Source organism: Mycobacterium celatum (genome assembly GCF_002101595.1).
GTDB classification, from domain to species: domain Bacteria; phylum Actinomycetota; class Actinomycetes; order Mycobacteriales; family Mycobacteriaceae; genus Mycobacterium; species Mycobacterium celatum.
In genome coordinates, this window is sequence record NZ_LQOM01000037.1 from 44,107 (window position 1) to 70,994 (window position 26,888).

A 26,888-nucleotide genomic window follows, 5' to 3' on the forward strand; every position below is an offset into this window, starting at 1 on the left:
GACCGTGTTTTTATCCTCACCCTGAGAATGAAGCTAACGCCGGCTGTCGCAACAGTTTTCGCAGCGCTGACACTGAGCGTGCCTGTGGCGCGGGCTGACCCCTATGCCGATCTGATCTGCAACAGTCTGCGCGAGCAACTAAACGGCAACGTGGGCCACGACGACTGTGTCGTCCTAGGTGGCTGGTGTTTTACACGGTTAACGATCTCGGGCCGCCAAATATCGTGATCTCCGGGCGGGTGATTTGGTCGGCGGGTCGTCGAAAGTCGCTCAGCGTCCATTCTGGCGATGCCGGTTTTGCCGATTTCGCAGCGGCGCATGAAACTGCCCGTTCAACACCAGCCACCTAGGCATAACTTACGCGTGGGGCAAGCAGTTCGACCTTTCACCAATGGCGTCAGCGGCGATCATCAGATACGCGGTTAGCGAATACTGTCCCGTGTATCTGCCGCAGGTGCAACACACCTACCGGGTATCCGGATTGTGAGGGCATCAGTTGTTGGTCGAGTTGGAGAGATGCCAGCGCCAAGATCACGCTCAGGGGTACCTATGGTGAACGGGCCAGCGGTGCCGGGCGATGATCGCGGTGCCAAGTGCAGCAGGCTGTGCTGATGGCGTAAGCCATTCATTACTTGGGGTTATGAGCAATCCTGAGCCACCTTCGCGGGTGGGCAGGACGACCTCGGCGCGGTGGCCGACGCTTTCGACACGGCAGCGCGATCTACTGCGGGCGACCTGCGGGCGGTCGGCCCGTTGAAGGTCGTTGCGTCAGAGGGAAATAGCCTCTGACCTGGGTGGCAGGTCCAGGATTCGAACCTGGGTAGGCATACGCCGACGGATTTACAGTCCGCTCCCATTGGCCGCTCGGGCAACCTGCCTTGGTGCGACTAGCACCCTACAACGAGGATGTACTCAGGATACAAACGGCCAAGCAACCAATCGAGAGGGGACGGATCCAATGGCGGATTCATCGTTCGACATCGTCAGCAAGGTCGATCGCCAGGAGGTCGACAACGCCCTCAACCAGGCCGCCAAGGAACTGGCCACCCGGTTCGACTTCCGCGGCACCGACACCAAGATCGCCTGGAAGGGCGACGAGGCCATCGAGCTGACCAGTTCGACCGAGGAGCGCGTCAAAGCCGCCGTCGAGGTGTTCAAGGAGAAGCTGATCCGCCGCGACATCTCCCTGAAGGCATTCGAGGCCGGCGAACCGCAGGCCTCCGGCAAGACCTATAAGGTGACCGGCACACTCAAGCAGGGCATTTCCAGCGAGAACGCCAAGAAGATCACCAAGCTGATCCGCGACGAGGGCCCCAAGAACGTCAAGACCCAGATCCAGGGCGACGAGGTACGGGTGTCCAGCAAAAAGCGCGACGACCTGCAGGCCGTCATCGCGATGCTGAAGAACGCCGACCTCGACGTGGCCCTGCAGTTCGTCAACTACCGGTAGACCGTGCGATTCGTGCGATTTAGCATAGTGCACGAATCGCATGTAGAGTGGTCGCTATGACCACCGTCGACGACTTAACCGCAGCTACGCAACGCGTTCGCGAGAGCGCACGAGCCGTGGGCGCCGCCTTGTCGTCGGTGGCGGTGCACACCGAGCCCGCAATCGCCCGGGCGGTACAAGCGGAACACAACCTCTACGCGCGCATCGAGGCCGAGTTCGGCCTGCTGACCAGTACCGAAGCCGGCAAGCGGATGGGGTCGCGGTCGCGTGCTCCGCGCAATCTCGCTGCCAGCGCGCACCGCAATAACCAATTGGTCGCCATACGCCGGGGCAACCAGCTCGTCTACCCCGGGTTTCAGTTCGGGCCGGATGGACAGCCCCTTGCTGTGATCGGCCGCCTCCGCGAGATCGCGGAGGCCAACGACTGGTCGGAGGCGGGCCTAGTGCAGTGGCTGTGCTCACCCACGACCTACTTCGACGGGGACCGGCCCGTCGACCACCTCACCGAGGATCCGGACCGCGTCGTCGCCGTGGCGGCGGACGACATGGGTATCGAGTGGTAAAAGCGCCACCGACCCCGTTCAGACTGCCATCGAGAAACTGCCCGCGGGACACCTGCTGTATCGCGTCTTCACGGCGACCCGCACGCCCGCCGAGTTCAATCCAGGCGTCGGGGCCCCGACCCCGTTCGGATTTTTCGGTAAACCCGTGGTCCCCATCATGTACGCCGCGGAAACCGAGGAGGCGGCTGTCGCCGAAACGCTGCTGCACAACGTCCCGGCCGAAGGGGGCGTGCTCACCTATGACAGGTACTCCTCCAAAGCGCTCGCGCTCCTCAAGGTGACCCGCGAACTTCGCCTCGCTATCTTGCACGGCATTGACTTACGACGCCTCAAGGTCGCCCCCGACGAGGTGACGACGAGCCCGGCCTCGACCTATCCGGACACAGTGCGCTGGGCCGAAGCCGCGCACGGCATCGGCGTGGACGGCATGGTGTGGATGTCGCGGTTGTGTAATGACGCCAAGGCGTATGTGTTCTTCGGCGACAAGTGCGCGAACGCGTTCGCCCAGGACACCTCCCATGCGCGCATCTTCGCCAGCCCTGCCGATCAGATCTGGCTGATCGACTTGTGTGCACCGCTGCACATCGATGTGCTGCTGCAGCCCTCGTGATGCTCTGGCCCAATCAACCGGTGGGTGCCTAATCTGATGGGCATGACTCCCGAACACGACGGCGACTACGACGTCGTCATCATCGGCGCCGGCATCTCCGGGCTGGGCGCGGCCTACCGGCTCACCGAGCGAAACCCCGGGCTGAACTACGTGATCCTGGAGCGGCGCGAGCAGATCGGCGGCACCTGGGACCTGTTCCGCTACCCCGGCGTCCGCTCCGACAGCAGCATCTTCACGCTGTGCTTCCCCTACGAGCCGTGGACCCGCAAAGAGGGTGTGGCCGACGGCGTGCACATCCGCGAGTACCTGACCGAGACCGCACACAAGTACGGCATCGACAAGCACATCCGGTTCCACAGCCATGTGCGCGCGGCAGACTGGGATTCGAGCAGCGACACCTGGACCGTCACCGTCGATCAGGACGGGACCGAGAAGACCTACCGAGGGCGCTTCGTGTTCTTCGGATCCGGCTACTACAACTACGACGAGGGCTACACCCCGGAATTTCCCGGCATCGAGCAGTTCGGCGGCACCGTCGTGCATCCGCAGCACTGGCCGGAGGACCTCGACTACACCGGCAAGAAGATGGTGGTGATCGGCAGTGGTGCGACGGCGATTTCACTGATCCCGTCGCTGACCGAGAAGGCCTCGAAAGTCACCATGCTGCAACGCTCCCCGACGTACATGTTCTCGGCGTCGAGGTACAGCTGGTTCGCCGACGGCCTGCGAAAGCTGCTGCCGCGCAAGGTTGCCCATCCGATCATCCGGCTGCGCAACGCGCTGTTCGAAGGCGCGATCTGGTTTCTGGCCCGCAAGACGCCGGCCTTCATGAAGTGGTGGATCCGCCAGATCGCGGTGCGTAACCTGCCCAAGGGTTATGACGTCGACACCCACTTCAAGCCGCGGTACAACCCATGGGATCAGCGGCTGTGCCTGATCCCCGACGCCGACCTGTATGTGGCGATCAGCGAAGGCCGTGCCGACGTGGTCACCGACCACATCGACCACTTCGACGCCACGGGCATCGCGCTGAAATCCGGCGGGCACCTCGACGCCGACATCGTGGTCACCGCCACCGGTCTGCAGTTGCAGGCGCTCGGTGGCGTAACGCTGTCGCTGGACGGCGCCGAGATCAAGCCGCAGGACCGCTTTGTCTACAAGGCGCACATGCTCGAAGACGTGCCCAACCTGTTCTGGTGCGTGGGCTATACCAACGCCTCCTGGACGCTGCGCGCCGACATCACCGCCCGCGCGACCGCAAAACTGTTGGAGTACATGCGGGCTCGCGGCTACACGCATGCCTACCCGCATCTCGGTGGCGAGCCGATGCCCGAAAAGCCGTCCTGGGATATCCAGGCCGGCTACGTGTTGCGATCGCTGCATGCGCTGCCGAAGTCGGGCACGAAGCGGCCGTGGAACGTGCGGCAGAACTACTTCGCCGACGCCATCGACTACCGGTTCGACCGCATCGACGAAGCGATGGTTTTCGGTCGGTGTCGCCAGTCACAAGTTGCTTGAAAACGGCACCATCGGCCGTGCATTATTAAGTAATGCTAAGCACACGGAAGTTCGTCAGATCGACGGTCGTTGCGGCTGCTGCCGCGACAGCGATCGCGGCCGGACCGATGGCCGTGTTCCTCACTGCCCCACCGACAACCGCCAGCCACCAGGTCGTCGTTGCCGATCCCGGTGGCACTCAGGGCGGCGGCGGCCCCGACGGCCAGGGCGGCGGCGGTGGCTGCGGCAGCGGTCCCGGCTGGAACGGCTGCGGTAGCTGGAACCCCTTCCAGGGCGCCATTGTCAACGCGTGCACCAACGGCGCATGCGGCGGCTGGGACGGCCAGCGCGGCTGGGGCCACTTCTAAGAAGACGGCTCTCAACTCCCGGCGATCTCGTCGGTGATGTCGTGCCAACCGCTGTCGTTGCGGTGGTCGTTCATGTTGCGGCACTCGCCGAATAGCTCAATACTGCCGCCGTTGGAGGGGGCCGGCCCCATCGTGATCGTGACGTTGCCCTTGTGCAGATTCTCGCCGTGCGGCTGCATGCCGGGCGCAGCACCGCTGGCCCAGCCGGGCTGCTTTGCCATGGTCGCGGTGATCTGACGGAAAAAGGCGTTTCGATCGGTACCTGCTGGAATATCGAATGTCATGTCGACGCGGCCGTGGTATGGCGGGTCGCCCTGGTCGTTGCACCACTCCCAGGCGAACGTCGCATAGGTGACATGCAACCCGGTGGTCTTGACGATCTCCTTGGCCGGGTCGACTACCTGGGCCCGGGATTGCTCATCGGAGAGCGGCGCGACGTCGGGTGAGGCGCGGTGCCGGGACGGAAACATCAGCGAGCATCCTCCTAGGACTAGGACCAGGGTAAGGGCGACCGGCAGCACCCGTCGCCGCCGAAGGTGGCTAATTCGGTTTGTAGTCATGACCAAGCGTTCCGGGTCGGTCCCATTCGGGGTCGTAGATCGGTGATTCGAGTTTCGGTACGGGGATGTTGCCGAACGGAGTATGCATCTGGCCCGCGGTGACCGGCGGTACGTCGACCCGCGGTTTGGCCAGCAGTCCTTCGTCTCCCAGGTTGGCGCCGTGGCCGGTGGCGATGTCGGTCATGCTGCGCAGCGATTCGCTGCCCATGTGGTAGTAGAACGAATGGTCGCTCGGGTTGAGGTGGGTGGTGCCGGGAACTTCGGCTTGAAACCGCGTCGCTCCGAAACCGTCATGCGCGGGGTCGGCGCCCAACCCGGCCGAGGCTCCGATCGGGTGACCCAACATATCGTTGAGCGGGTTCGTCAAGCTGTGGCCTTCGCCGATCCAGCCGACGGGATCGGTGGAGGCGTCGCCGACGTAGAGCTTGCCGCCGTCGAGATGGAAATCGGCGGCGCTGTGCGCCATATCGGTTCCGGGACAACCCAATAGCACGGCGTCATTGGCATGCATGCCGCTGCGGGCGAACGCGTCGGCCACCGTTGTCGAGCCGTAGGAATGCCCAATCACGGTGACATGCTGCGGAATTCCACTGTCGTGGGTCACGCCGAGCCCGTTGACGTCCCATGCCAGCAGATCGCCACCCGCTCGCGCCAGACCCGGGTTGGCAATGTTGAGGTCGGTGAAGTCCGCGGGGGTGTCGTAACCCATCCACGCGATCACCGCGGTGGGATGGTCCGGATCCGCATAGTAAGACTGCTTCCACAGGTTGATCGCGTCGTTGTGGCCGTCGGAGAGCCAGCCGCCCTTCACACTGCTGCTGGTGCCCGGCACGATCATCGCGGTGTTCGGCGATTTGTCGGGGTTGCCGATCGCGATCGCGGCCTTGCCCTTACCGTTGAACGCCGTGGGGTCGTACGCCCACAGCATGGTGGGGCGCAGGTGCCGCGCCGCCTTCTCCTCGTCGCTGATCTCGCTGTAACGGCGGTGGTCCTTGCTGGTGTCGATACCGAGATCGTGCAACAGGCCCTCTTGCGTCTTCTGCGCATTCTGATAGCGAGTGACGTCGTTGGCCGAAAGCCCATAGCGCCCCGGGTCTTTCACGACGTCATTCGCGGAGACGCCGTGCTGTTGTGCGGCGTGCTCGACCCGGCTGAGGTCGTCGTCCATCACCTGCACATTGACCTTGTCACGCACATCGGCCGGAATACCATTGAGGTTGCCCAGGATCGGCGGATGCTGCGCAATCAGAGCCTGCCGCTGCTCGTCGGTCAGCGAATCCCACCACTTCTTGACGTCCTCCGGGCTGGTATCCGGGGACGGGATCGCAATGTCTTGTCCCGACACCTTGACCGGTGGATTGGGAATCGACGAGCCGCACGCTTCGGCGATCGCCGCCGCGGTGGATTGGTCGGTCTCGTCGAACACCTGCAGGAGCTTCTGCAGAAACTTCGTGAATTTGTCCGCCAGTCCGTTCAAGAACCTGCCGATGAGCCACTGGTGTGGCTTGACCACGCCGTCGTCGCTGACCGAGAAACCCATGGTCTGCAGGCTCTCGACCAAGTCCAGGATGGCCTTGCGGAGGGCCGACAGTTGGTCGCCCCCGTTTTGCAGCGCCGACTGCAGTTCCTGCAGCCGGGTGTGGAACCTCTCCTGCTTGCCCAAGATCTGCAAACCCTTGGCGATCGCGGCTTGCGCGGCATCGCCGTGCCAGGACTGCTGAAGATAGGACAGCTCTTCGCGCTCGCCGGCCATGATGGTTTCGAGCTGGGTGATCTTGCCGCCCAAGGCACTGGCAGCATCGAGCAGCTTCTCGGGATGCGACGCCCTCACGGTCGAAACCGATACGCTCACGTCGCTAGATCTCCCCGGCCTGACTGCGAACTGCAGGTTTTCTGAAGTTACCATCGGTTCGCCGGGTGGCGGCGCAGCAATTTCCGCGCACTGGCACCAACGCGACGATCCCGGCAATACGCTGATCGCCATGGCAGCTTTGCGCGAACCGAAGGTCGTCGTCCTGGGCGGCGGTTCCTGGGGCACCACCGTCGCGTCCATTTGCGCGCGACGCGGACCGACGTTGCAGTGGGTGCGCTCGGAGGACACCGCCAAGGACATCAACGATAACCATCGCAACACCCGCTATCTGGGCGACGACGTCGTGCTCAGCGACACCCTGCGCGCCACGACCGACTTCTCCGAGGCCGCCAATGCCGCCGACGTCGTCGTGATGGGGGTGCCGTCGCACGGGTTCCGCGGGGTGCTGACCGAACTGGCCGCCGAGCTGCGGCCCTGGGCGCCGGTGGTGTCACTGGTCAAGGGCCTCGAGCAGGGCACGAACATGCGGATGTCGCAGATCATCGACGAGGTGCTGCCCGGGCATCCGGCCGGAATCCTGGCCGGCCCGAACATCGCGCGCGAGGTGGGCGAGGGGTACGCGGCCGCGGCGGTGCTGGCGATGCCCGACCACCACCTTGCTGCCCGGCTGGCAGAGTTGTTCCGCACCAGGCGTTTTCGGGTGTACACCACCGATGACGTCATCGGTGTCGAGATGGCGGGTGCGCTGAAGAACGTCTACGCGATCGCCGTCGGCATGGGCTACTCGCTGGGCATCGGCGAGAACACCCGCGCATTGGTGATGGCCCGATCGGTGCGCGAGATGTCCAAGCTGGGCGAGGCGATGGGTGGACAGCGCGATACCTTTTCCGGGCTGGCGGGGATGGGCGATTTGATCGTCACCTGCACCAGCCAGCGCAGCCGTAACCGCCATGTCGGCGAGCAGCTCGGCGCGGGCAAGCCGATCGACGAGATCATCGCGTCGATGAACCAGGTGGCCGAGGGGGTCAAAGCCGCCAGCGTGATCATGGAGTTCGCCGACAAGTACGGGCTGAACATGCCGATCGCGCGGGAGGTGGACGCGGTGATCAACCACGGCTCCACCGTCGAGCAGGCCTATCGCGGGCTGACCGCCGAAAAACCCGGACACGAGGTGCACGGCGCCGGCTTTTAACAATCACCCTTGTGCGTATGTATTTCCTATGTATTGCACCGGTGCGGTTGTTGCCCTGCTGAACCGATAAATAGGCTGGCCCATAGCAATTGGGATTCGGCTCGCGGTGATCGTAATCACGATATCTGTAATGGGTTGTGCGCGAAGAGTTTTACTTCGCCGCAATCTTGGATACCAAAATGTTAACGCCTGGCCGTTACCCTTACACTCATCGCGTCAATATGGGTTGGGGAGTCGGATGTTCGCCGTGATCAGTGCCGCAGTGGAGGCGCGGTGATTTCTCGCGGCGCAGGAAGAGTTTCGCGGATGCGGCCGATCAGCGCGCTCGCGGTTGCGATCTGCGTCCTCGCTGCCGCAATCGGATATGGGGTAGCGCGGGCCGACCATGCGGTCTCCGCCCTGCCACAGCCGGTATCGACATCCTCGAGCGGTCCCAACATCGCCGACGAACGTCTTGACCACCATGTTGAAGACGCCTCTTCACGCACCATTCACGCGGCGTTGCACATGGCGGTCCTGCATCGCACGCGGCCATCGACCTTGTCACCGTCGACGCAGTCGGCTTGGTGGTCAACGTCGCTGGGTCTTTCACCCACGAAGCGGTATGGGTTGGGCACGGCCGGCTCCTGTTCGGCTGTCACGCCCCTGGCCGGACGAGAACGTCTGACCCAGCTCTGCGTCGCCCGGCACTGATCGACCCCAGCCAAGCCGTTGTGCAGTCACTGCGGCCCGCGCCTGCCTGCGTGACCCTTGCGGCAACCGCGATATGACGCAGCGACTTGCACAATCAGCGTGAATAAGACTGCACCGCAACGCTGTACGCCATGCGTTGTGTGGTCGTGCCATCGGCACGCCACTAGCCCAAGTCTTTTGACGAGAAGTTCGAGAAAAGGGATAGCTCATTTCATGACTGAGCGCACCACAGCGGAAATCGGACAAGTCGATACCATCGACATGGCGGAATCACCTCACACGAATGACCGGCCGCGACGAGTCAGGCGCTCGACTTGGGCGCGTCTATTTCGTCTTCGTCGCGGCGTGGGCGATACCGCGAAATCCCGGGCAGCGCTACGTGAAATCTTCGACAGTGAGGCACGATTGTCGTGGATCCTTGCCTGGCTGGCGGGCCTTGTCGGTGCGGTGACGTTCACCCACTCGGCCGGCTACTTCGTGACCACCGCAACCGGCAACACGCAACGCGCAGTGGCGGGTTTGTTCATCGACGACCCATGGCTGTCGATATCGGCCACATTGCTGGTGTCGTGCTTTCTGGGCGGCGTGATTTTCGGGTCCGTGTGCCGCCGGCGAATCTGGCGAGGGCATCCGCACGGACCCACCGTGATCACCACGGTTTGTCTTTTTCTCGCGACTATCGGCGATGTCCTGCTGCAGGGCTGGTCGACGGCACCTGTCGCCTTCATACCAATCTTGGTTGTTGCCTTCGGCATTGGCGCTTTGAACACCACGTTTGTCAAGAACGGCGAAGTGTCGATAGCGCTGAGCTACGTGACGGGAACGGTTGTGAAACTCGGTCAGGGCATCGAGCGCCACCTCAGCGGCGGATCGGTTGCCGACTGGCTCGGACACTTCCTGCTCTTCGCCAGCTTCGTCGGCGGCGGACTGACGGGCGGGTGCATTTGCTCGCTGGTCAGTGGTTCGCAGCTGCTGGCGGCCGCCGCCGTCGTCTGCGCGTTCACAACCGCATACACCTACTTCTTCACCGACCGGCGTGCTGTGGCGCAGCAGTAGTCTCGCCTGGGACTTAGCCGCGCGCCATCGCCTCGAGCCGGCGAATGCGGTCCTCGATCGGCGGGTGTGTGGAGAACAGCGACCCGATCCGCTCGCCCGTCCGGAACGGGTTGGCGATCATCAGGTGGGCCTGGCTGGCCAGCTGCGGTTCCGGCGGCAACGGTGCCGCCTGCACACCGCCCGAGATCTTGCGCAGCGCCGACGCCAAGGCCAGCGGGTCACCGGTAAGCACCGCACCGGACTCGTCGGCCTGGTACTCGCGCGAGCGGGACACCGCCAGCCGCACCACCGTCGCCGCGATCGGACCCAACAACGAAACCAACAGCAGCGCAAAGGGATTGCCACCATCGCGGTTACCGCCACCGAACATTCCGGCGAACATCGCCATGTTGGCCAGCGCGGTGATCACCGACGCCAGCGCGCCGGCCACACACGAGATCAGGATGTCGCGGTTGTACACATGCGAGAGCTCGTGACCCAAAACGGCACGCAGCTCGCGCTCGTCGAGGATTTGCAGGATGCCGGTGGTGCAACACACCGCGGCGTTGCGCGGGTTGCGGCCGGTGGCGAAGGCGTTGGGCGCGTTGGTGTCGCTGATGAACAGGCGCGGCATCGGCTGGTGGGCGCCGGTAGCCAGCTCGCGCACGATCCGGTACATCGCCGGCGCCTGTACTTCCGACACCGGCTGGGCGTGCATCGCCCGCAGCGCCAGCTTGTCGCTGTTGAAGTACGTGTAGGCATTCATGCCGACGGCGAAGAGCACCGCCAGCCACATCATCGTCTTCCCGAACAGCGCGCCGACGAACACGATCAGCGCCGACATGACGACCAACAGCGCGAAGGTCTTGAACCTGTTGGCGTGCGGATGCCAGGTCATCAGCCTCCTCCTAACACGGGTTCTTGCTGATTAAACGCCGACGCGGGCCCGCCCGGTTCCGGATCAGCCGTGCCGGTTGACGGTGTAGTCGACCAGGGTGGCCAGCGCGTGGCGTCCGGGCAGGTCGGGTAGCGCGGCCAGCTCCTCGCGCGCCTGCGCCGCGTACCGCGCGACGGTGTTCTTGGCCTGCGCCATGCCCGGCGACCGGCGCAGCAGCGTCAGCGCCTCAGCCAGCACCGCGTCGTCAGAGACGGGGCCGGCCAGCAACTTGCGCAGCCGGTCGGCGTCCGGGCCGGTCTCGCGCAACGCGTAGAGCACCGGCAGCGTGTGCACGCCTTCGCGCAGGTCGGTGCCGGGCAGCTTGCCGGACTCGTCGGGGTCGCTGTCGATGTCGATGATGTCGTCGGAGATCTGGAATGCGGTGCCGACGATGCCGCCGAGCCGGTCCAGCCGCTCGATCTGGTGCTCGTCGGCGCCGGAGAACATCGCGCCGAACCGCCCGGCGGCGCCGATCAGGCAGGCCGTCTTCTCGTGCACCACCTTCAGGTAGTGCTCGATCGGATCCGCGCCGCCGGCGGCGCCGCGGGTCTCGCGCATCTGCCCGGTGACCAGCTGGGCGAACGTCTCGGCGATGACCCGCACCGCTTGCGGGCCCAACCGTGACACCAGTCGCGAGGCCGTCGCAAACAAATAGTCGCCGGCCAGGATCGCGACGTTGTTGCTCCAGCGCGCGTTGGCGCTCTGCGCGCCGCGGCGCACCTGGGCCTCGTCCATCACGTCGTCGTGGTACAGGGTCGCCAGGTGCACCAGCTCGATGACGGCGCCCGCGATCGTGACTTCGGGCGCGTCCGGCCGCGGCCCGAGCTGGGCGGACAGCACGGTGAACAGGGGGCGGAACCGCTTGCCGCCGGCCTCGAACAGGTGCAGCACGGCCTCGGTCATCAGGTCGTCGGCGCCGCGCAGTTCGGTCTCCATCAGGCGCTCGATGCGATCGACGCCGTCACGCACGTCGGCGGCGAATTCGGCGTCGCCCAAGTCGACGCCCGCCACCACAGTCGCCGGAGTTCTCACCCAACCAACATACTGGTGGATGTGGAGACCAGCGCGGACGTGGTGGTGGTCGGCGCCGGCCCGGCCGGGTCGGCGGCGGCGGCCTGGGCCGCCCGGGCGGGCCACGACGTGCTGGTGATCGACGCGGCGAGCTTTCCCCGCGACAAGGCCTGCGGCGACGGGCTGACCCCTCGGGCGGTGGCCGAGTTGGAGCGGCTGGGGCTGGGCGACTGGCTGGATGCCCGGATCAGGCATCGCGGCCTGCGGATGAGCGGTTTCGGCGGCGCGGTGGAGGTGGACTGGCCCGGGCCGTCGTTTCCGTCGACCGGCAGCGCGGTGGCGCGCGTCGAGCTGGACGACCGGATTCGCAAGGTCGCCGAGGACTCCGGTGCCCGGATGCTCTTGGGCGTCAAAGCCGTTGGCGTGCATCGTGATTCGTCGGGACGAGTGGCATCGGTGGAGCTGGCCGACCGCTCTACGGTGGGCTGCCGTTCGCTGATCGTGGCCGACGGCGCCCGCTCGCCGTTGGGCCGGGTGCTGGGGCGACGCTGGCATCAGGAGACGGTGTACGGCATTGCCGCGCGCGGGTATCTGGCCACGCCGCGCAGCGAGGAGCCGTGGCTGACGTCGCATCTGGAACTGCGCTCCCCCGATGGCTCCAAGGACAAAGTGCTGCCCGGCTACGGCTGGATTTTCCCGCTCGGCAACGGCGAGGTGAATATCGGCGTCGGCGCGCTGTCGACCTCGAAACGCCCGGCCGAGCTGGCATTGAAGCCGCTGATGTCCTATTACACCGACTTGCGCCGCGACGAGTGGGGCTTTGACGGGCAGCCGCGGGCGGTGGCGTCGGCGCTGCTGCCGATGGGCGGCGCGGTGTCAGGGGTGGCCGGGCCCAACTGGATGCTGATCGGCGATGCCGCGGCCTGTGTCAATCCGCTGAACGGCGAGGGCATCGACTACGGACTGGAAACCGGGCGGCTGGCGGTCGAACTGCTGGGCGAATCGCCGGCGTGGCCTTCCGTGCTGCAGTCGCATTACGGCCGCGGGTTCTCGGTGGCGCGCCGGCTGGCGCTGTTGTTGACCTTTCCTTGGTTCCTGCCGGCGACCGGGCCTATTGCGATGCGCTCGACGAGGCTGATGAGCATCGCGGTGCGGGTGATGGGCAACCTGGTCACCGACGACGACGCCGACTTTGTCGCGCGCGTATGGCGCGGCGGCGGGTGGTTGTCACGCCTGGCGGATCGCCGCAAACCTTTTGGGTGATTGGCCTTTTTCTTGCGCGAGCGTGCGTGTCCCCGGCCGACTCGCCGACAGTATTCCCGGGTTTGCGCACGCTCGCGTCAAAACCGGCGCGCACATATCAAGACTATTGACATATATCAGGCCGCTTGATATACCTGCTGCATGACTGGACCCCTGGACTTCGAATTCGAAACGGCCTACCGCGGCGAAACCGAGCAATTCGGCGCGGGCGCCAAACCGCCGTGGAGCATCGGCGAACCACAACCCGAGCTTGCCGCGCTGATCAAGGCCGGCAAGATCCACGGCGAGGTGCTCGACGTGGGCTGCGGTGAAGCCGCCATCTCCCTCTACCTCGCCGAGCGCGGCTACACCACCGTCGGCATTGACCTCTCCCCCACCGCAATCGACTTGGCCAGGCGCGAGGCCAAGAAGCGGGGGCTGACCAACGCCAGCTTCGAAGTAGCCGACATCAGCTCGTTCAGTGGCTACGACCGCAGGTTCGACACCATCGTCGACAGCACGCTGTTCCACTCGATCCCGGTCGAGGCCCGCGAGGGCTACCAGCGCTCGATTGTGCGCGCCGCCGCGCCCGGGGCGTCGTACTTCGTGCTGGTGTTCGACAAGGCAGCAATGCCCAACGGCCCGGCCAACGCCGTCACCGCCGACGAACTGCGGGCGGTGGTCTCGAAGTACTGGGTGATCGACGAGATCAAGCCGGCCCGCCTCTATGCCAACGCACCGGACGGATCGACCGACCTGTCCTCACTGATGGGCGCCGAGTTCCGGCCCGAGCCCAACGGCCGCATGTCAGTAGCAGGCTGGCTGCTGTCTGCACACCTGGGGTGAACAGATGACTGACCCGAAGCCCCCACGCTGGCTGAAGCTGACCAACAAAGTCATGATCCGCATGCAAAAGCTCGGTATCCCAACGGGCCCGCCGATGGTGTTGACGGTGCCGGGCCGGAAGACCGGCCAGCCGCGCAGCACGCCGATGACACCGTTCACGTTGAACGGCCACCTGTATACCGTCGCGGGATACCCGGGCGCCGACTGGGTGCGCAACGCCCGGGCCGCCGGCTCGGGGACGCTGGCCAAGGGCCGAAAGTCGCGGCGCGTCAAGATCGTTGAGCTGTCGCCCGAGGACGCCCGGCCGGTGCTACGAGCGTTTCCGGTCGAGGTGCCCATCGGCGTGAGCTTCCTCAAGCGCGCCGGCCTGGTCCGCGAAGGCACCCCGGACGAAGTCGAGGCGTTGGCCGGCCGAATTGCGGTATTCCGCCTGGACCCGATTCCCGCGGGCTGATGCACACCGCCTATCTGGTCGTGACACTGATCGCGATCGCGCTAAACGGGTTCTCCGGTGTGGCTGCGCTGGCCCACTTCGCGCCGATCATTCCCGGCATGGAAGCGGCCGGTGTGCCGTTGTCCTGGCTGACGTTTCCAATCGGCACGCTCAAAACGCTTGGCGCACTGGGACTTGTTGTGGGCCTGTGGGTTCCAGCCATCGGCTTAGCTGCCGCGGGTGGGCTGGTCGTCTTTTTCGTGTGCGCGATGTACACCCATGTACTGGCTGACGACATCTCGTCGCAGTTCGGGCTCGCGTCGCTGTTCCTGGCTCTCAACGCAGCGACGTTCGCGTTGACTGTTGCTGTTTTGTAGTGGCGAGCAGACGCAGAATCGCACCCGCGGCCGAAGATTCGTGCGAGTTTGCGTCTGCTCACCGTTTAAAAGCGGCGTGCAGCGCGACGATGCCGCCGGTCAGGTTGCGCCAGCGCACCGCCGACCAACCGGTGCGGGCTATCTGGTGCGCGAGGGCAGCCTGGTCGGGCCAGGCGCGGATCGATTCGGCCAGGTAGACATAGGCTTCGGGATTGCTCGAAACCGCACGGGCCACCCGCGGCAGCGCCTGCATCAGGTATTCCTTGTAGACGGTGGCGAACAGTGCGTTTGTGGGAGTGGCGAATTCGCACACCACCAGCCGGCCGCCGGGCCGGGTGACGCGCGCCATCTCCCGTAGCGCCGTTTCGCGGTCGGCGATGTTGCGCAGCCCGAAGCTGATCGTCACCGCGTCGAAGACGTTGTCGCCGAACGGAAGTCGGGTAGCGTCTGCGGCAACCTTGGGTACTTGCCTGCCTCGGCCCGCCGCGAGCATCCCGACCGAGAAGTCCGCCGCCACACACCACGCGCCCGAGCGCGCCAGCTCGACCGTCGACACCGCGGTGCCGGCGGCCAGGTCCAGCACATGCTCGCCGGGGGTGAGCCGCAGCGCCGAGCGGGTGGCGCGCCGCCAGTACCGGTCCTGGCCCAGTGACAGCACCGTGTTGGTCAGGTCGTAGCGGCGGGCGACGCCGTCGAACATCGACGCCACCGCACGGGGGTCTTTGTCCAGGGTCGCGCGGCTCACGCCGACGACGCTACCTGTGAACTTCGCGGAGCGGGAATGCGGCGCCGACTCCGACGTTGCACACCGGCGTGAGTGAAAAAGTTTGGTTCATTACCGGGACGTCGCGCGGCTTCGGTCGCGAATGGGCGATCGCCGGGCTCGAGCGGGGCGACAAGGTCGCCGCGACCGCACGAAACACCGCGACGCTCGCCGACCTGGCCGCCAGGTATGGCGACGCGATACTGCCCATCGAGTTGGACGTCACCGACCGCGACGCGGATTTTGCAGCGGTCAAACGGGCCCACGATCATTTCGGTCGGCTCGACGTCGTCGTCAACAACGCGGGCTACGGGCAGTTCGGCTTCATCGAGGAACTGTCCGAGCGGGAGGCCCGCGATCAGATCGAGACCAACGTGTTCGGCGCGCTGTGGATCACCCAGGCCGCGTTGCCGTATCTGCGCGAGCAGCGCGGCGGGCACATCATCCAGGTGTCGTCGATCGGCGGTATCGTCGCGTTCCCGTTGGTCGGCATCTACCACGCCTCGAAGTGGGCACTGGAGGGCTTCTCGCAGGCGCTGGCCCTGGAGGTGGCGCCGTTCGGCATCAACGTCACCTTGATCGAACCGGGCGGCTTCGACACCGACTGGGGCGGATCGTCGGCCAAGCACGCCGAGCGGTTGCCGGCCTACGACGACGTGCGCGCCTCGGTCGAGGCCGAGCGGCGGCGGCGGTGGGCTGACCCGGGCGATCCCGCCGCATCGGCGGCTGCGCTGCTGAAGGTGGTCGACGCCGAAAAGCCGCCGCTGCGGGTGTTCTTCGGGGCATCGCCGCTGCAAACGGCTCGCGCCGACTATGAAAGCCGGTTGCGCACCTGGGAAGAGTGGCAGCCGGTGTCGATCGAGGCGCAGGGCGGCAGCACCGCCTCGTAGTGCTCGAGCAACTGGTCGCAAATCGCCGGCCACGACCGCTCCAGCACGCTGCGCCGGGCGGCTAGCGAATAGCGCGGCCGCTCCGCGATCAGGTGCGCGACCGCGGCAGGCAGTTCAGCCTCGAAATCCTTGACAGGCAGCAGCATTCCGGTGCGGCATGGCGTCACCAGGTCACGCGGGCCGCCGGCGTCGGGGGCGATCACCGGCAGCCCCGACGCCAGCGCTTCCTGCACGGTTTGGCAAAACGTCTCATGCTCACCGGGATGCACGAAGACGTCCATGCTGGCATACGCCGCGGCGAGTTCGTCGCCGTACAGCGCGCCGGTGAAAACCGCTGTGGGCATTGCCGATTGCAGCTTGGCCCGATCGATCCCGTCGCCGACGACGACCAACTGGACCGCATCACTCAACGCCGCCAACCGCTCGACATGCTTCTCCGGCGCCAGCCGACCCACGTAGCCGACGATCGGTTTGCCGTCCGACGACCAGAGCCGTCGCAGCGCCTGGTCACGCGCCGACGGCACGAAGCCGGTGATGTCGACGCCGCGCGCCCAGTGGTATACCCGCGGAACACGATGTGCGGCAAGGCTTTCCATCGCCGACGTCGACGGGGCGAGGGTTCGGTCGGCAAGCCGGTGCAGGTGGCGGATCCACGTCCACGCCGCCCGGGAGAGCCCCCCGATACCGTAACTGGCGGCGAATCCTGCGACGTCGGTTTGGAATACCGCCACGGTCGGCACGCCGAGGCGGCGGGCGGCCCGCAGCCCGCCGTAGCCGAGCAGAGCCGGCGACGCCAGATGCACGACGTCGGGCTCGAAGCCGCGCAGTACCCGCAGCATTCGCGGGAGCGGCACGCCCAGCGGCAGCGTCGTCACCTTGGGGAACATCCGCGACGGCACGCGGTGCACCCGGATGCCGTCGTGAAGCCGCTCGGCGCGTGGCTCGCCGGGCGGGGTGTCCGGAGCGATGACGAGGGCTTCGTGGCCGGTGCGGCGCAAGTGCTCGAGGATGCGAACCACCGAGTTGCACACGCCGTTGACGTGCGGGAGGAAGGACTCCGCGACGATGGCTACGCGCACACCGTTACGGTGGCAGCGCCGCCTGTCGATAAGGTTGCCGACGGGCATACGGCGTGCGACAAATGCGCGAGCAGACGCAAAAGGCCCCGACACGCCGGTCGAAACGGGACTTTTGCGTCTGCTCGGCAGAAAGGGGTGACCCATGCGGTCCTGGCTGGGAGTGGTAACGGCCGCGGTGTGTTTGGTCACACTCAGCGCGAACCCGGCTCACGCCGATGTTCCGCGAAGCAGCGACGGCACCGGGATCCTCGTCGGATCTGCAATTGCCCCAGTGCAGTTGGAGATCTTCATCGATCCACAGTGCCCGCACGTCGCCGAGTTGGAATCGGCTGACGGCGACCAGATCGCCGCCGGTATCAGCGACGGCCGGCTGGCGGTGACGTACCGGCCGCTGACCTTTCTCGACGACCGCAAGCACACCGACGTGTCCGCCCGGATCAGCAACGCGCTGTTCCTGGCCGCCGACCCTGCGACATCGCCGACGGCGTATCAGGCTTTCGTGCAAGCCCTGTACCGCAACCAAACCGGGCCTGACAACGCCGACATCGCGTCGATGGCCCGCGAAAGCGGGTTACCGGGCGCGGTGGCCGACCGGATTGCCGCGGGCGACTACGCCGTCGACACCGCCGCGGTGAACGGCGCCAACCGGGACCGCCTCAAAGAGGAAAACCCGGAAAATCCCGGCACCCCGACGGTTTACGACCTGAACACGAAAACCGTTGTGGACATTCAGGACTCGGATTGGCTAGACAAACTGCTCGCGTGACGGCCGACCCGCTTTTCCAGTAACGCCAAGGCGGCCAGCGCGGCGGCAGCAACCAGCCAGCCGACCACCATGATGGAACCGGCCGGGATGATCGCCAGCTTGGCGGTGCGGTGCTGCACGCGGACCAGGTCGGGATTCTTCTTGTCGTACTCGACGTAAATCCGCATCCCCGTGGCCAATTCGGACGGGTAGAGCACGCCGAGTTCGGGGCGGTAGGTGACCCGGTCGGGTGTGACGAACTCGATGGTGGAGCGCCGCGGCCCGGCGCTGAGCACCTCGGCCTGCGCAACCCCCATGTTGTTTTGGATCGACAGGTCGTTGCGCCAGGCTCCGGCGACCAACAGCACCGACTGCAACGTGACAAGGCCGGCGGCGATCAGCACCCCGATCCGCGTCCAGCGCAGGATCCGTCGCGCCGGGGTGTCGGGAAGCTCGTCGGCGCGGCCGTGGATCAGGATGCGCGCCAAGGTTTTCGCCGTGTTCAGCGCCCTCACAGTGCAGCCTTGATGGCGGCGTGCAGCTGACGTAGCGAGGACCGGTCGGCCTTGACTTCCAGCACTCGCATGCCGGCAGCGGGTTCGTGCAAGGCGGCGCCGAGCTCGTCGACCTCGATCTGGCGGCTCTCCACGTGGTAGGCGCGGCACAGCGCGCCGACGTCGACGTCGTGCGGGGTGCCGAACACCCTCGACGACACGTCGGAGAACCGCGGGTCACCCTGCTCGAGCAGTTCGAAGATGCCGCCGCCATTGTCGTTGGACACCACGATGGTCAGCTGTCGCGGCGTCGGCTCGGTGGGACCGATCAGCAGCCCGGAGCTGTCGTGGACGAAGGTCAGGTCGCCGATCAGCGCGACGGTGCGGCCCTCGTGGGCCAGCGCGGCGCCGATCGCCGTGGACACCGTGCCGTCGATGCCGGCAACGCCACGGTTGGAGCGCACTGTGATCTCTCCGCGATGCCTCGCGGAAGCCAGCCCGACCAGCGCCGCGTCGCGCACCGGGTTGGAGGCGCCCAGCACCAGCTGGTCGCCCGGGCGCAGCGCGTCGGCCACGGCCGCGGCTACGTGCAGGCCGGTGGTCAACGGGTGCGCTGCGAGCTGCGTGCGCACCGCGTCGACCGCCTGCCGGTTCACCTGAGAACAGCGGCGCAGCCAGGCCGGGCTGGGCTGGCCGCTGGTGACCGCGCGGGTGCCGGTGGCCTGCGAGTTGCCCGACACGTCGGGCCAGCGCGGGCCGGTGGTCAGCGCGTAGACCGGCACCGACGGATCGGCCAGCAGCGCCGACACCGGCCGGTGCAAGGTGGGACGGCCCAGCATGATCACCTGCTGTGGGTGCAGCAGCCGCAGCGCCAGCGGATGCAGCGGATTGGCCGGCGCCGGTGCGGTCGGCTCGGCGACAGTCGGCAGCGCGGCCAGGTTGGGGTGCGCGCCGGCGCCGTGGCCTGCGATGACGACGGTGTCGAGGCTCAGGTCTATGTCCAGCGGCTGGTCGAAGCTGACCGGCGGCGTGTGGGTCCACGGCTTGCCGCCGGGGCGGCCGGGCGGTGTGGGCGCGGTTTCCGGGTCGGGCACCAGCGGCTCGCGCAGCGGGATGTCGAACTGCACCGGGCCGGCGTTGGCGGTACGGGCGCCGGTGGCGGCCACCAGCACGCGGCAGGTGGCCGATCGCCAGGTCGCGTTGAGCGCGTCCATCCGCTCGGGCGCGTCCTCGGCCAGGCCGAGGCTGATGGCGGCGCGCACCTGGGTGCCGAAATAGCCCAGCTGTTCCATGGTCTGGTTGGCGCCGGTGCCCAGCAGCTCGTAGGGCCGGTTGGCCGACAGCACAATTAGCGGCACCCGCGCGTAGTTGGCCTCCACCACGGCCGGGCCCAGGTTCGCCACCGCGGTACCCGACGTCATCGCCACGCACACCGGCGCCCCGGCGCCGATCGCCAGACCGATGGCCAGATAACCCGCCGTGCGCTCGTCGATGCGCACATGCAGCCGCAGCCGGCCGGCCCGGTCGGCGTCCTGCAGCGCGAAAGCCAGCGGCGCGTTGCGCGATCCGGGACACAACACCACGTCGCGGACCCCGCCGCGGATCAGTTCGTCGACGACGACGCGGGCCTGTGCCGTCGAGGGATTCACAGCTAAAGCGTAGTCGCGCGGCCTCAGGCCGCCATGCCGGCGAAGAACTGCAGGATCGCGGCGTTCACCGCGTCGGGGCGCTCGAGGAACCCCAGATGCCCGGCGTCGGCGATCTGCAGGTAGCGGCCGTTGGGGATGGCGTCGGCGACCTCACGGCCCAGATGCGGCGGAGTGACCAGGTCGTCGGCGAAACCGATCACCAGCACCGACGCGGTGATCGCCTGATACGCCGGCAGCCGGTTGCTTTGCGGCGAGACCTCGAGCTGGCACCGCAGCCCCGGAGTCATCTTGTTGGGCCACATCGTGAAGATGTCGATCCATTCGGCGACCGCAGCGTCGTCGTTCAAGGTCTTGGGTGAAAAGCTTTCCAGCAGACGGACTTTCGCGTCGTAGGCGGCTGGCAGCCGGGTCTCCGAGGCGGCCAGGTCGGCCTCAGCGGTGTGAAAGAACTGCCGGGCACGGTCCAACCGGCCGCGGGTGGCCAACAGCACGGCTTTGCTGACCAGATGCGGGTGCGCGACCATGAGCTCTTGGGCGATGAACGCGCCCATCGACGCGCCGACGATCCGAGCGGGCGCGGCGCCCAGGTCTTCGATCAGCGCCGCGGTGTCGGCGACCATGGTTTTCGTCGTGAAACCCGATGCGTTCTCGGTGGCGCCGATCCCGCGGTTGTCGAAGGTGATGGTCCGATATCCGGCCGCCAGAAAAGCCGGGACCTGGTGCAGATGCCAGCCGCGCCCTGCACCACCACTGCCGGAAATGAAAACGACGGGCTCACCGGTCCCGCGGTCGTCATAAGCAAGGTTGATCACCCGTGAGAACCTACGGGACGCGACGCGACGCTCCTCAGCCTGGGATGCGCTCCAGGATCCGTTTTGCGATCAAGGTGGCCTCGTCGCTCAGGTTCATCCCGAGGACTTGGAGGTCGACGACAACGTTGGACTTGGCAGCCAGCACCCGCTCCAAGCCGAGGCTCTGCTGGCGCACAGCGGTGTTGCGGATGGTGGCCACACCACCGGACTCGGCCGGGTCGCCGAGTGCCCATGGCACGGTACTGCCGTCGGGCCACGTCCAGACGAGCTGCTTGCCGGCACATTGGCGCCACTGGGCGGCCCATTTCGACACGAAGTTCTTTGCGGCCGCCGCGTCGTCAAACGTCGCCACGCCCTCGTCGACATCCGGAATACCCTGCGGATCTGCCTGCCGCACAATGTAAATCGCCGTGAAGCCACTGCCGTAGTACGCCGACGCCTCGCCGCCGAACGCGGCGCTCGTACACTCGACGGGGTCAACCTTGGTGTCGGTGCTGTCGTCGGGCTTGTTCCAGGTCTGCTGGGTGACGATGTTGGGCGACTTCATGACGTCTTTGATCTCGTCGACGGTGGCCAATAGTTTGGGCAGGTCCGCGGCGGTCACTGCGGGCTTGGCCTGCGTTGTCCCGGGGCCATGGCCGCCGGCGGGAACCGCTGTCCCGCCGACGGTGGACACGCAGCCGGCGGTCATCACGCACACCGCCCACGCACAAACCGCTTTCAGACCGAGTCGCAGCACGCTGTCAGCTTACGGAGCGGGCAAACCTTTCGCGCCGGGATCGCACTGTACGCAGCGCTTGCCCCCAGGCCAGTAGTGTCGCGGCCTTGAGCTGAGCGGGTTTCACGAGGTCCCGGGCCATCAGCGCGGTGGCGGCGGCCTTCGTCGTCGCCGACGCCTTGGACATGTGGCCGGAGTCGAAAGGCGGCTGCGGGTCGTACTCCATGCCCAATTGGATGGCCTTGGCGCGGCTTTCGCCGCCGATCTCGCCGGCCAGCCACAACCCGAGGTCGATGCCGGCCGACACCCCGGCGCAGGTGACGATGTCACCGGATTGCACGATGCGCTCGTCGCCAACCGGGTTGGCGCCCAACGTTTTCAAGACGCTGAGCGCCATCCAGTGCGAGGTGGCGCGCTTGCCGTTCAGCAGCCCGGCGGCGGCCAGGATGATCGAGCCGGAGCACACCGACGCCGTCCATGTCGCCGTCTCGTGGGCGCCACGTACCCAGTCAAGCAGCTTCTGGTCACGCGCGTGCTCGACGGACGTCATCCCGCCCGGCACCAAAATCACTCCGGGCGAAGGGGTTTCGTCGAAGGAATGGGTTGCACCGACGACCAGCACGCCGGAGTCGGCGGTGATCGGTCCGGGCTCGTGCCAGACGAAGCGGACGTCGGCTTTCGGCAGCCAGCGCAGCACTTCGTAAGGCCCGATGAAATCCAATGCGGTGAAGCCGGGATACAGAACGATGGCGATTTGCATGTAGTTCTCCTATCAGGCGAAGGTTTTGCGATATTGATCGGGCGAAATGCCGATGCGTCGAACGAAGTTGCGCCGCATGGTTTCCGAGGTGCCAAAGCCACACCGTGCGGCGATCGCCACGACGGTGTCGTCGGTTTCCTCCAGCTGGCGGCGCGCCGCGTCGATGCGAATGCGTTCGACGTAGGCCCCGGGCGATTCGCCGACTTCGTCGGTGAAGACCCGGGTGAAGTGCCGCGGGCTCATCCCGGCCAGGCTGGCCAGCTCGGTGATGCTGTGCGCGTCGGAGGGATTCGATTCGATGGCGTCCTGGACGTCGCGGATCGGTTCGCGCTTGGCACGAGGCATCCACACCGGGGCGGCGAACTGGGTCTGCCCGCCGGGGCGGCGCAGGTACAGCACCAGCCAGCGGGCCACGGTCTGCGCGACGTCGGTGCCGTGGTCGTCTTCGACCAGCGACAGCGCCAGGTCGATGCCGGCGGTGACCCCCGCGGCCGTCCACACCTTGTCGGAACTGCGCACGAAGATCGGCTCGGGATCGACGGTAATGGAGGGGAATTCACTCGCCAGCCGGTCGGCGAACGCCCAGTGCGTTGTGGCGGTGCAGCCGTCGAGCAGACCGGCTTGCGCGGCCAGGAACGCGCCGGTGCAGACGCTGACGACCCGGCGTGCGGTTTTGGCCACGGCCTGGATCCAGGCGATGACCTCGGGATTCCGGCGGGCGGCGTCCACACCGCGGCCGCCTGGCAGCACGACGGTGTCCACCGGCTGACGCGGGTCGGGTAGCCGGGTCGCGGCGAACGTCAGGCCCGTTTCCGTCGTCGCCGATTGCCCGCCGACCGAGGCCAGCACCGGTTGGTAACCGTCGCGTTTGTGTGCAGCCAGGTAGCTAGACGCCGCCGCGAACACCTCGAACGGGCCGACGACATCGAGCCCCTGGATGCCCGAATAGCCGAGGACCACGACCGATCGCGTCATTGGTTCAGTGTTGGCCACCCGGGGCCATGGCGTCTACGCCACGTACCCCACAGATCAGGACATGAGCCGGTAGCAGGCCTTGACCCGGTCGATCCACCACTGCCGCCGTTCCGGCGGGGCGGCCAATCCTTGCAGCCGGGCAGGGTCGGGTGTGCGTGGCGCGACCGGAAGATAGCCGTCCTGCGGCGTTATCGGTTCGGCGACGTCTTCGACGAACAACCCGCCGGTGCCCAGCCCGCACGCATGCTTCAGCTCCGGCAATGCGGCAGCTGCGAGCAGTCCGACACCGATCCCGACCGCCGAATCCAGCGCGCTGGAAACCACCACCGGGATGTCGATCTGCTCGGCGATGTCCAGCAGCGCCGAAATACCACCCAGCGGAGCAACTTTGAGCACCGCGATGTCGGCGGCTTGTGCGCGGACCACGCGCAGCGGGTCGGTGGCCTTGCGGATGCTTTCGTCGGCCGCGATCGGCACGTCGACGCGCTTTCGCAACTCGGCGAGCTCCTCGACTGTCTTGCAGGGCTGCTCGAGGTACTCGAGAGGTCCTGTTGCGGTCAAGGCATCTGCGGCCTCGACAGCTTGCGCGACGGTCCACGCGCCGTTGGCGTCGACCCGCACGGTGGGCACCAGGGCACGCACAGCATCGACGCGCGCGACGTCGTCGTCGAGCGTCTGCCCGGGCTCGGCAACTTTGACCTTGGCGGTGGACGCGCCCGGGAAGCGCGCCAGCACATCGGGCACCTGAGCCGCGGGCACGGCGGGCACGGTGGCGTTGATCGGGATGCGATCACGCCGTGTAAGCGGCGGTGTGGCGTAAGCGGATTCGAGGCCCGACGCCAGCCAGAGGGCGGCCTCGGCAACGTCGTATTCGAGGAAGGCGCCGAATTCGCCCCAGGCGGCCGGGCCGTCGATCAGCGCCAGCTCGCGGCTGGTGATACCGCGGAACTGCACCCGCATCGGCAATGCGACGACGTGCAGCCGGTCCAGGATGTCGTCCAGTGACGGCGTCACTCGCCGTACACCTGCCGGCCCGCCAAAAACGTTGCGCGCACGTCGAGATCGGCGATGTCGTTGCCGTCGCGGGGTTTGGCGTCGTTGCGCATCCGCGGGTTGAGCGCCTCGGCGGTGGGCCGCGCGTCGTCGACGGTCAGCACGGTGCCGGTGATCACGAGGTCAGCGTCGGCCATGTGCGGACATGCTAACGATCCCGCGATGAGAATTGCCGGTTCTGCGGGTCAGTCGTGATGAAACGTTCCCACCGAGAGGAGTTAGCGATGCGCTACATGATGATCATGCGGTCCACCGCCGAGGCGCAGGAAGCCACCAAGGATGTCCCGTTCGACGAGATCCTGACCGCAATGGGCCGCTACAACGAGTCGCTCATCGAAGCGGGTGTGTTGCTGGCCGGCGAGGGGCTGGCCGGGCAGGAGGAAGGCTTCGTCGTCGACTTCGATTCCAACCCGCCGGCGGTGTCCGACGCACCGTATCCCGGTGAGCTGTTCAACGGGTTCTGGATCATCGGGGTGGCGTCGAAGGAAGAGGCTGTGGCATGGGCGACCCGCTGCCCGCTGGGCCCGGGCGTGACGCTCGAAGTGCGTCGCGTCCAGGAGGCCGAGGACTTCCCGCAGGACAACGAGTACGTCCAGAAGGAAATCCAGTGGCGCGCTGAGCTGGCAAAATAGCCAAATTTCGGCGGGGGCTCGGCTCTTTCTGTAACACGTTCTAGTCTTGAGCGCATGAGTGACGAGCTGCTGCGCAATCCCACCCATAACGGTCACCTGCTGGTAGGCGCTTTGAAGCGTCACCGCGACAAGCCCGTGCTGTTCCTCGGTGACACCACGCTGACCGGCGGCCAGATGGCCGACCGGATCAGCCAGTACATCCAGGCGTTCGAGGCGCTGGGCGCCGGCACCGGCGCCGCCGTCGGGCTGCTCTCGCTCAACCGGCCCGAGGTGCTGATGATCATCGGCGCCGGCCAGACCCAGGGCTATCGCCGCACCGCGCTGCATCCGCTCGGTTCGCTCGACGACCACGCCTACGTGCTGTCCGACGCCGGGATCAGCTCGCTGATCATCGACCCCAACCCGATGTTCGTCGAGCGGGCCCTGGGGCTGTTGGAACGGGTGGACTCGCTCAAGCAAATCCTGACGATCGGCCCGGTGCCCGATGCGTTGAAGGATGTGGGCGTCGACCTGTCGGCGGAGGCGACGAAGTACGAGCCGCAGCCTCTCGTGGCCGCTGATCTGCCGCCTGATCAGATCATCGGGTTGACCTATACCGGCGGCACGACGGGCAAGCCCAAGGGTGTGATCGGGACGGCGCAGTCGATCTCGACGATGACGATGATCCAGTTGGCGGAATGGGAATGGCCGGAGCAGCCGCGCTTTTTGATGATCACCCCGCTATCGCACGCCGGTGCGGCGTACTTCTTGCCGACGTTGATCAAGGGCGGCGAAATGTACGTGCTGCCCAAGTTCGACCCGGCCGAGGTTCTGAAAACCATTGAGGAGAAGCGTATTACGGCGACGTTCGTGGTGCCGTCGATGCTGTATGCGCTGATGGACCACCCGGATTCGCACACCCGCGACCTGTCGTCGCTGGAGACGGTCTATTACGGCGCCTCGGCGATCAACCCGGTGCGGCTGGCCGAGGCCATCCGCCGGTTCGGGCAGATTTTCGCGCAGAACTACGGCCAGTCCGAGGCGCCGATGGCGATCACCTATCTCGGGAAGAAGGATCACGACGAGAAGCGGCTGACGTCGTGTGGGCGCCCGACGCTGTTCGCGCGGGTGGCGCTGCTGGACCTCGACGGCAAGCCGGTTCCGCAGGGCGAAGTGGGCGAAATCTGTGTCAGCGGAACGCTTTTGGCGGGCGGCTACTGGAATCTGCCGGAGGCGACGGCCGAGACGTTCCGCGATGGGTGGTTGCACACCGGCGACATGGCCCGCGAGGACTCCGACGGCTACTACTACATCGTCGACCGGGTCAAGGACATGATCGTCACCGGCGGCTTCAACGTGTTCCCCCGCGAGGTGGAGGACGTCGTCGCCGAGCACCCCGCCGTCGCGCAGGTGTGCGTGGTCGGGGCACCCGACGAGAAGTGGGGCGAGGCCGTCACCGCCGTGGTGGTGCTGCGCCCCGACGCGCCGCGCGACGACGACGCGATCGCGACGATGACCGCCGAAATCCAGGCCGCGGTCAAGGACCGCAAGGGGTCGGTGCAGGCGCCCAAGCGGGTGGTGGTCGTCGACTCGCTGCCGGTGACCGGGCTGGGCAAGCCGGACAAGAAGGCGGTGCGCGCGCAGTTCTGGCAAGGCGCGGGCCGGGCGGTCGGCTAGGTTTCCCCGCGCCGAGCGTGAAACTGGCTTCACGC

Annotated in this window: 28 protein-coding genes, 1 tRNA gene and 1 pseudogene; 15 read left to right on the forward strand and 15 right to left on the reverse strand. The window is 66.5% G+C overall.

Going from position 1 to position 26,888, the window contains the following annotated elements; all coding sequences use genetic code 11:
* Nucleotides 1-795: 795 nt before the first annotated feature.
* A tRNA-Tyr gene (locus tag AWB95_RS16425) sits at nucleotides 796-878 on the reverse strand.
* Between the two features lie 80 nt (nucleotides 879-958).
* Here AWB95_RS16425 and AWB95_RS16430 point away from each other — a divergent pair.
* The 5 genes from AWB95_RS16430 to AWB95_RS16450 are packed head-to-tail and all read left to right on the forward strand — an operon-like array spanning nucleotide 959 to nucleotide 4,488.
* Nucleotides 959-1,450 (forward strand): YajQ family cyclic di-GMP-binding protein, encoded by a 492-nt coding sequence (locus AWB95_RS16430; protein WP_062540027.1) that lies wholly within the window; start codon nucleotides 959-961, stop codon nucleotides 1,448-1,450.
* A 56-nt stretch (nucleotides 1,451-1,506) separates the two neighbouring features.
* Entirely contained in the window at nucleotides 1,507-2,013 is a 507-nt protein-coding gene (locus tag AWB95_RS16435) for a hypothetical protein (RefSeq protein WP_062540028.1), read from the forward strand.
* 55 nt (nucleotides 2,014-2,068) lie between these two features.
* A complete protein-coding gene (locus AWB95_RS16440; RefSeq protein WP_232315675.1) occupies nucleotides 2,069-2,623 on the forward strand; it encodes an RES family NAD+ phosphorylase in 555 nt (184 codons plus the stop codon).
* A 42-nt stretch (nucleotides 2,624-2,665) separates the two neighbouring features.
* Nucleotides 2,666-4,141 carry a flavin-containing monooxygenase gene (locus AWB95_RS16445; RefSeq protein ID WP_373280773.1) on the forward strand — a complete coding sequence of 492 codons (1,476 nt, stop codon included), beginning with the start codon at nucleotides 2,666-2,668 and terminating at the stop codon, nucleotides 4,139-4,141.
* Between the two features lie 32 nt (nucleotides 4,142-4,173).
* The gene (locus tag AWB95_RS16450) at nucleotides 4,174-4,488 is read left to right on the forward strand and encodes a hypothetical protein (protein WP_062540031.1); all 315 of its coding nucleotides are present in this window, start codon (nucleotides 4,174-4,176) and stop codon (nucleotides 4,486-4,488) included.
* 11 nt (nucleotides 4,489-4,499) lie between these two features.
* Here AWB95_RS16450 and AWB95_RS16455 read toward each other — a convergent pair whose 3' ends face one another.
* Nucleotides 4,500-4,958: a hypothetical protein gene (locus AWB95_RS16455; protein WP_232315674.1), complete on the reverse strand. Its 459-nt coding sequence runs from the start codon at nucleotides 4,956-4,958 to the stop codon at nucleotides 4,500-4,502.
* Nucleotides 4,959-5,028: 70 nt separating this feature from the next.
* The gene (locus AWB95_RS16460) at nucleotides 5,029-6,900 is read right to left on the reverse strand and encodes an alpha/beta hydrolase (protein ID WP_062540033.1); all 1,872 of its coding nucleotides are present in this window, start codon (nucleotides 6,898-6,900) and stop codon (nucleotides 5,029-5,031) included.
* A gap of 130 nt (nucleotides 6,901-7,030) precedes the next feature.
* Here AWB95_RS16460 and AWB95_RS16465 point away from each other — a divergent pair, with 130 nt between their 5' ends.
* Nucleotides 7,031-8,053, forward strand: a complete 1,023-nt coding sequence (locus AWB95_RS16465) for an NAD(P)H-dependent glycerol-3-phosphate dehydrogenase (RefSeq protein WP_062540034.1) — start codon at nucleotides 7,031-7,033, stop codon at nucleotides 8,051-8,053.
* A 1,038-nt stretch (nucleotides 8,054-9,091) separates the two neighbouring features.
* Nucleotides 9,092-9,802: a YoaK family protein gene (locus tag AWB95_RS16470; RefSeq protein WP_062540035.1), complete on the forward strand. Its 711-nt coding sequence runs from the start codon at nucleotides 9,092-9,094 to the stop codon at nucleotides 9,800-9,802.
* 13 nt (nucleotides 9,803-9,815) lie between these two features.
* On the opposite strand, the gene htpX is transcribed toward AWB95_RS16470, so the two are convergent.
* Both htpX and grcC1 read right to left on the reverse strand, forming a co-directional pair.
* Nucleotides 9,816-10,679: a zinc metalloprotease HtpX gene (gene htpX / locus AWB95_RS16475; protein WP_062540036.1), complete on the reverse strand. Its 864-nt coding sequence runs from the start codon at nucleotides 10,677-10,679 to the stop codon at nucleotides 9,816-9,818.
* A gap of 63 nt (nucleotides 10,680-10,742) precedes the next feature.
* Nucleotides 10,743-11,750 (reverse strand): nonaprenyl/(2E,6E)-farnesyl/geranylgeranyl diphosphat synthase, encoded by a 1,008-nt coding sequence (gene grcC1, locus AWB95_RS16480; RefSeq protein WP_062540037.1) that lies wholly within the window; start codon nucleotides 11,748-11,750, stop codon nucleotides 10,743-10,745.
* 15 nt (nucleotides 11,751-11,765) lie between these two features.
* On the opposite strand from grcC1, the gene menJ reads away from it, so the two are divergent.
* From menJ to AWB95_RS16500, 4 genes are all read left to right on the forward strand, one after another.
* Nucleotides 11,766-12,992, forward strand: a complete 1,227-nt coding sequence (gene menJ, locus AWB95_RS16485) for a menaquinone reductase MenJ (RefSeq protein WP_099539568.1) — start codon at nucleotides 11,766-11,768, stop codon at nucleotides 12,990-12,992.
* 141 nt (nucleotides 12,993-13,133) lie between these two features.
* On the forward strand, nucleotides 13,134-13,817 hold the full coding sequence (locus AWB95_RS16490; protein ID WP_062540471.1) for a class I SAM-dependent methyltransferase: 684 nt from the start codon (nucleotides 13,134-13,136) through the stop codon (nucleotides 13,815-13,817).
* 4 nt (nucleotides 13,818-13,821) lie between these two features.
* Nucleotides 13,822-14,271 (forward strand): nitroreductase family deazaflavin-dependent oxidoreductase, encoded by a 450-nt coding sequence (locus AWB95_RS16495; protein WP_062540470.1) that lies wholly within the window; start codon nucleotides 13,822-13,824, stop codon nucleotides 14,269-14,271.
* Nucleotides 14,271-14,627, forward strand: coding sequence for a DoxX family protein (locus AWB95_RS16500; RefSeq protein WP_062540469.1), 357 nt, complete (start codon nucleotides 14,271-14,273; stop codon nucleotides 14,625-14,627). The genes AWB95_RS16495 and AWB95_RS16500 overlap by 1 nt, the downstream gene beginning before the upstream one ends.
* Nucleotides 14,628-14,685: 58 nt before the next feature.
* Here the strand turns inward: AWB95_RS16500 and AWB95_RS16505 are convergent, their stop codons facing one another.
* On the reverse strand, nucleotides 14,686-15,372 hold the full coding sequence (locus AWB95_RS16505; RefSeq protein ID WP_062540468.1) for a demethylmenaquinone methyltransferase: 687 nt from the start codon (nucleotides 15,370-15,372) through the stop codon (nucleotides 14,686-14,688).
* A gap of 68 nt (nucleotides 15,373-15,440) precedes the next feature.
* On the opposite strand from AWB95_RS16505, the gene AWB95_RS16510 reads away from it, so the two are divergent.
* The gene (locus tag AWB95_RS16510; RefSeq protein ID WP_062540467.1) at nucleotides 15,441-16,280 is read left to right on the forward strand and encodes an SDR family oxidoreductase; all 840 of its coding nucleotides are present in this window, start codon (nucleotides 15,441-15,443) and stop codon (nucleotides 16,278-16,280) included.
* Here the strand turns inward: AWB95_RS16510 and AWB95_RS16515 are convergent.
* The gene (locus tag AWB95_RS16515; protein ID WP_062540466.1) at nucleotides 16,202-17,359 is read right to left on the reverse strand and encodes a glycosyltransferase family 4 protein; all 1,158 of its coding nucleotides are present in this window, start codon (nucleotides 17,357-17,359) and stop codon (nucleotides 16,202-16,204) included. The genes AWB95_RS16510 and AWB95_RS16515 overlap by 79 nt on opposite strands.
* 142 nt (nucleotides 17,360-17,501) lie before the next feature.
* Here AWB95_RS16515 and AWB95_RS16520 point away from each other — a divergent pair, with 142 nt between their 5' ends.
* Entirely contained in the window at nucleotides 17,502-18,125 is a 624-nt protein-coding gene (locus AWB95_RS16520) for a DsbA family protein (protein WP_084707171.1), read from the forward strand.
* Here the strand turns inward: AWB95_RS16520 and AWB95_RS16525 are convergent.
* The 8 genes and pseudogenes from AWB95_RS16525 to AWB95_RS24160 form a co-directional block, all read right to left on the reverse strand.
* Complete coding sequence (locus AWB95_RS16525; protein WP_062540472.1) at nucleotides 18,089-18,610, reverse strand: DUF3592 domain-containing protein; 522 nt, start codon at nucleotides 18,608-18,610, stop codon at nucleotides 18,089-18,091. The genes AWB95_RS16520 and AWB95_RS16525 overlap by 37 nt on opposite strands.
* A 5-nt stretch (nucleotides 18,611-18,615) precedes the next feature.
* On the reverse strand, nucleotides 18,616-20,247 hold the full coding sequence (menD, locus tag AWB95_RS16530; protein WP_085168417.1) for a 2-succinyl-5-enolpyruvyl-6-hydroxy-3-cyclohexene-1-carboxylic-acid synthase: 1,632 nt from the start codon (nucleotides 20,245-20,247) through the stop codon (nucleotides 18,616-18,618).
* A 23-nt stretch (nucleotides 20,248-20,270) separates the two neighbouring features.
* Entirely contained in the window at nucleotides 20,271-21,059 is a 789-nt protein-coding gene (locus AWB95_RS16535; protein ID WP_062538291.1) for an alpha/beta fold hydrolase, read from the reverse strand.
* 34 nt (nucleotides 21,060-21,093) lie between these two features.
* Nucleotides 21,094-21,798 carry a sensor domain-containing protein gene (locus tag AWB95_RS16540; protein ID WP_085168418.1) on the reverse strand — a complete coding sequence of 235 codons (705 nt, stop codon included), beginning with the start codon at nucleotides 21,796-21,798 and terminating at the stop codon, nucleotides 21,094-21,096.
* Nucleotides 21,799-21,802: 4 nt separating this feature from the next.
* Nucleotides 21,803-22,537, reverse strand: coding sequence for a DJ-1/PfpI family protein (locus tag AWB95_RS16545; protein ID WP_062538289.1), 735 nt, complete (start codon nucleotides 22,535-22,537; stop codon nucleotides 21,803-21,805).
* A gap of 12 nt (nucleotides 22,538-22,549) precedes the next feature.
* Nucleotides 22,550-23,512 carry a GlxA family transcriptional regulator gene (locus tag AWB95_RS16550; protein WP_062538288.1) on the reverse strand — a complete coding sequence of 321 codons (963 nt, stop codon included), beginning with the start codon at nucleotides 23,510-23,512 and terminating at the stop codon, nucleotides 22,550-22,552.
* Nucleotides 23,513-23,566: 54 nt separating this feature from the next.
* Nucleotides 23,567-24,526 (reverse strand): o-succinylbenzoate synthase, encoded by a 960-nt coding sequence (locus tag AWB95_RS16555; RefSeq protein ID WP_062538287.1) that lies wholly within the window; start codon nucleotides 24,524-24,526, stop codon nucleotides 23,567-23,569.
* Nucleotides 24,527-24,627: 101 nt separating this feature from the next.
* Nucleotides 24,628-24,702: pseudogene (locus tag AWB95_RS24160) on the reverse strand (hypothetical protein); the annotation flags it as partial.
* 87 nt (nucleotides 24,703-24,789) lie between these two features.
* On the opposite strand from AWB95_RS24160, the gene AWB95_RS16565 reads away from it, so the two are divergent.
* A complete protein-coding gene (locus AWB95_RS16565; protein ID WP_062538285.1) occupies nucleotides 24,790-25,197 on the forward strand; it encodes a YciI family protein in 408 nt (135 codons plus the stop codon).
* Nucleotides 25,198-25,251: 54 nt separating this feature from the next.
* Nucleotides 25,252-26,853, forward strand: coding sequence for a fatty-acid--CoA ligase FadD8 (gene fadD8, locus AWB95_RS16570; protein ID WP_062538284.1), 1,602 nt, complete (start codon nucleotides 25,252-25,254; stop codon nucleotides 26,851-26,853).
* Nucleotides 26,854-26,888: the final 35 nt, after the last annotated feature.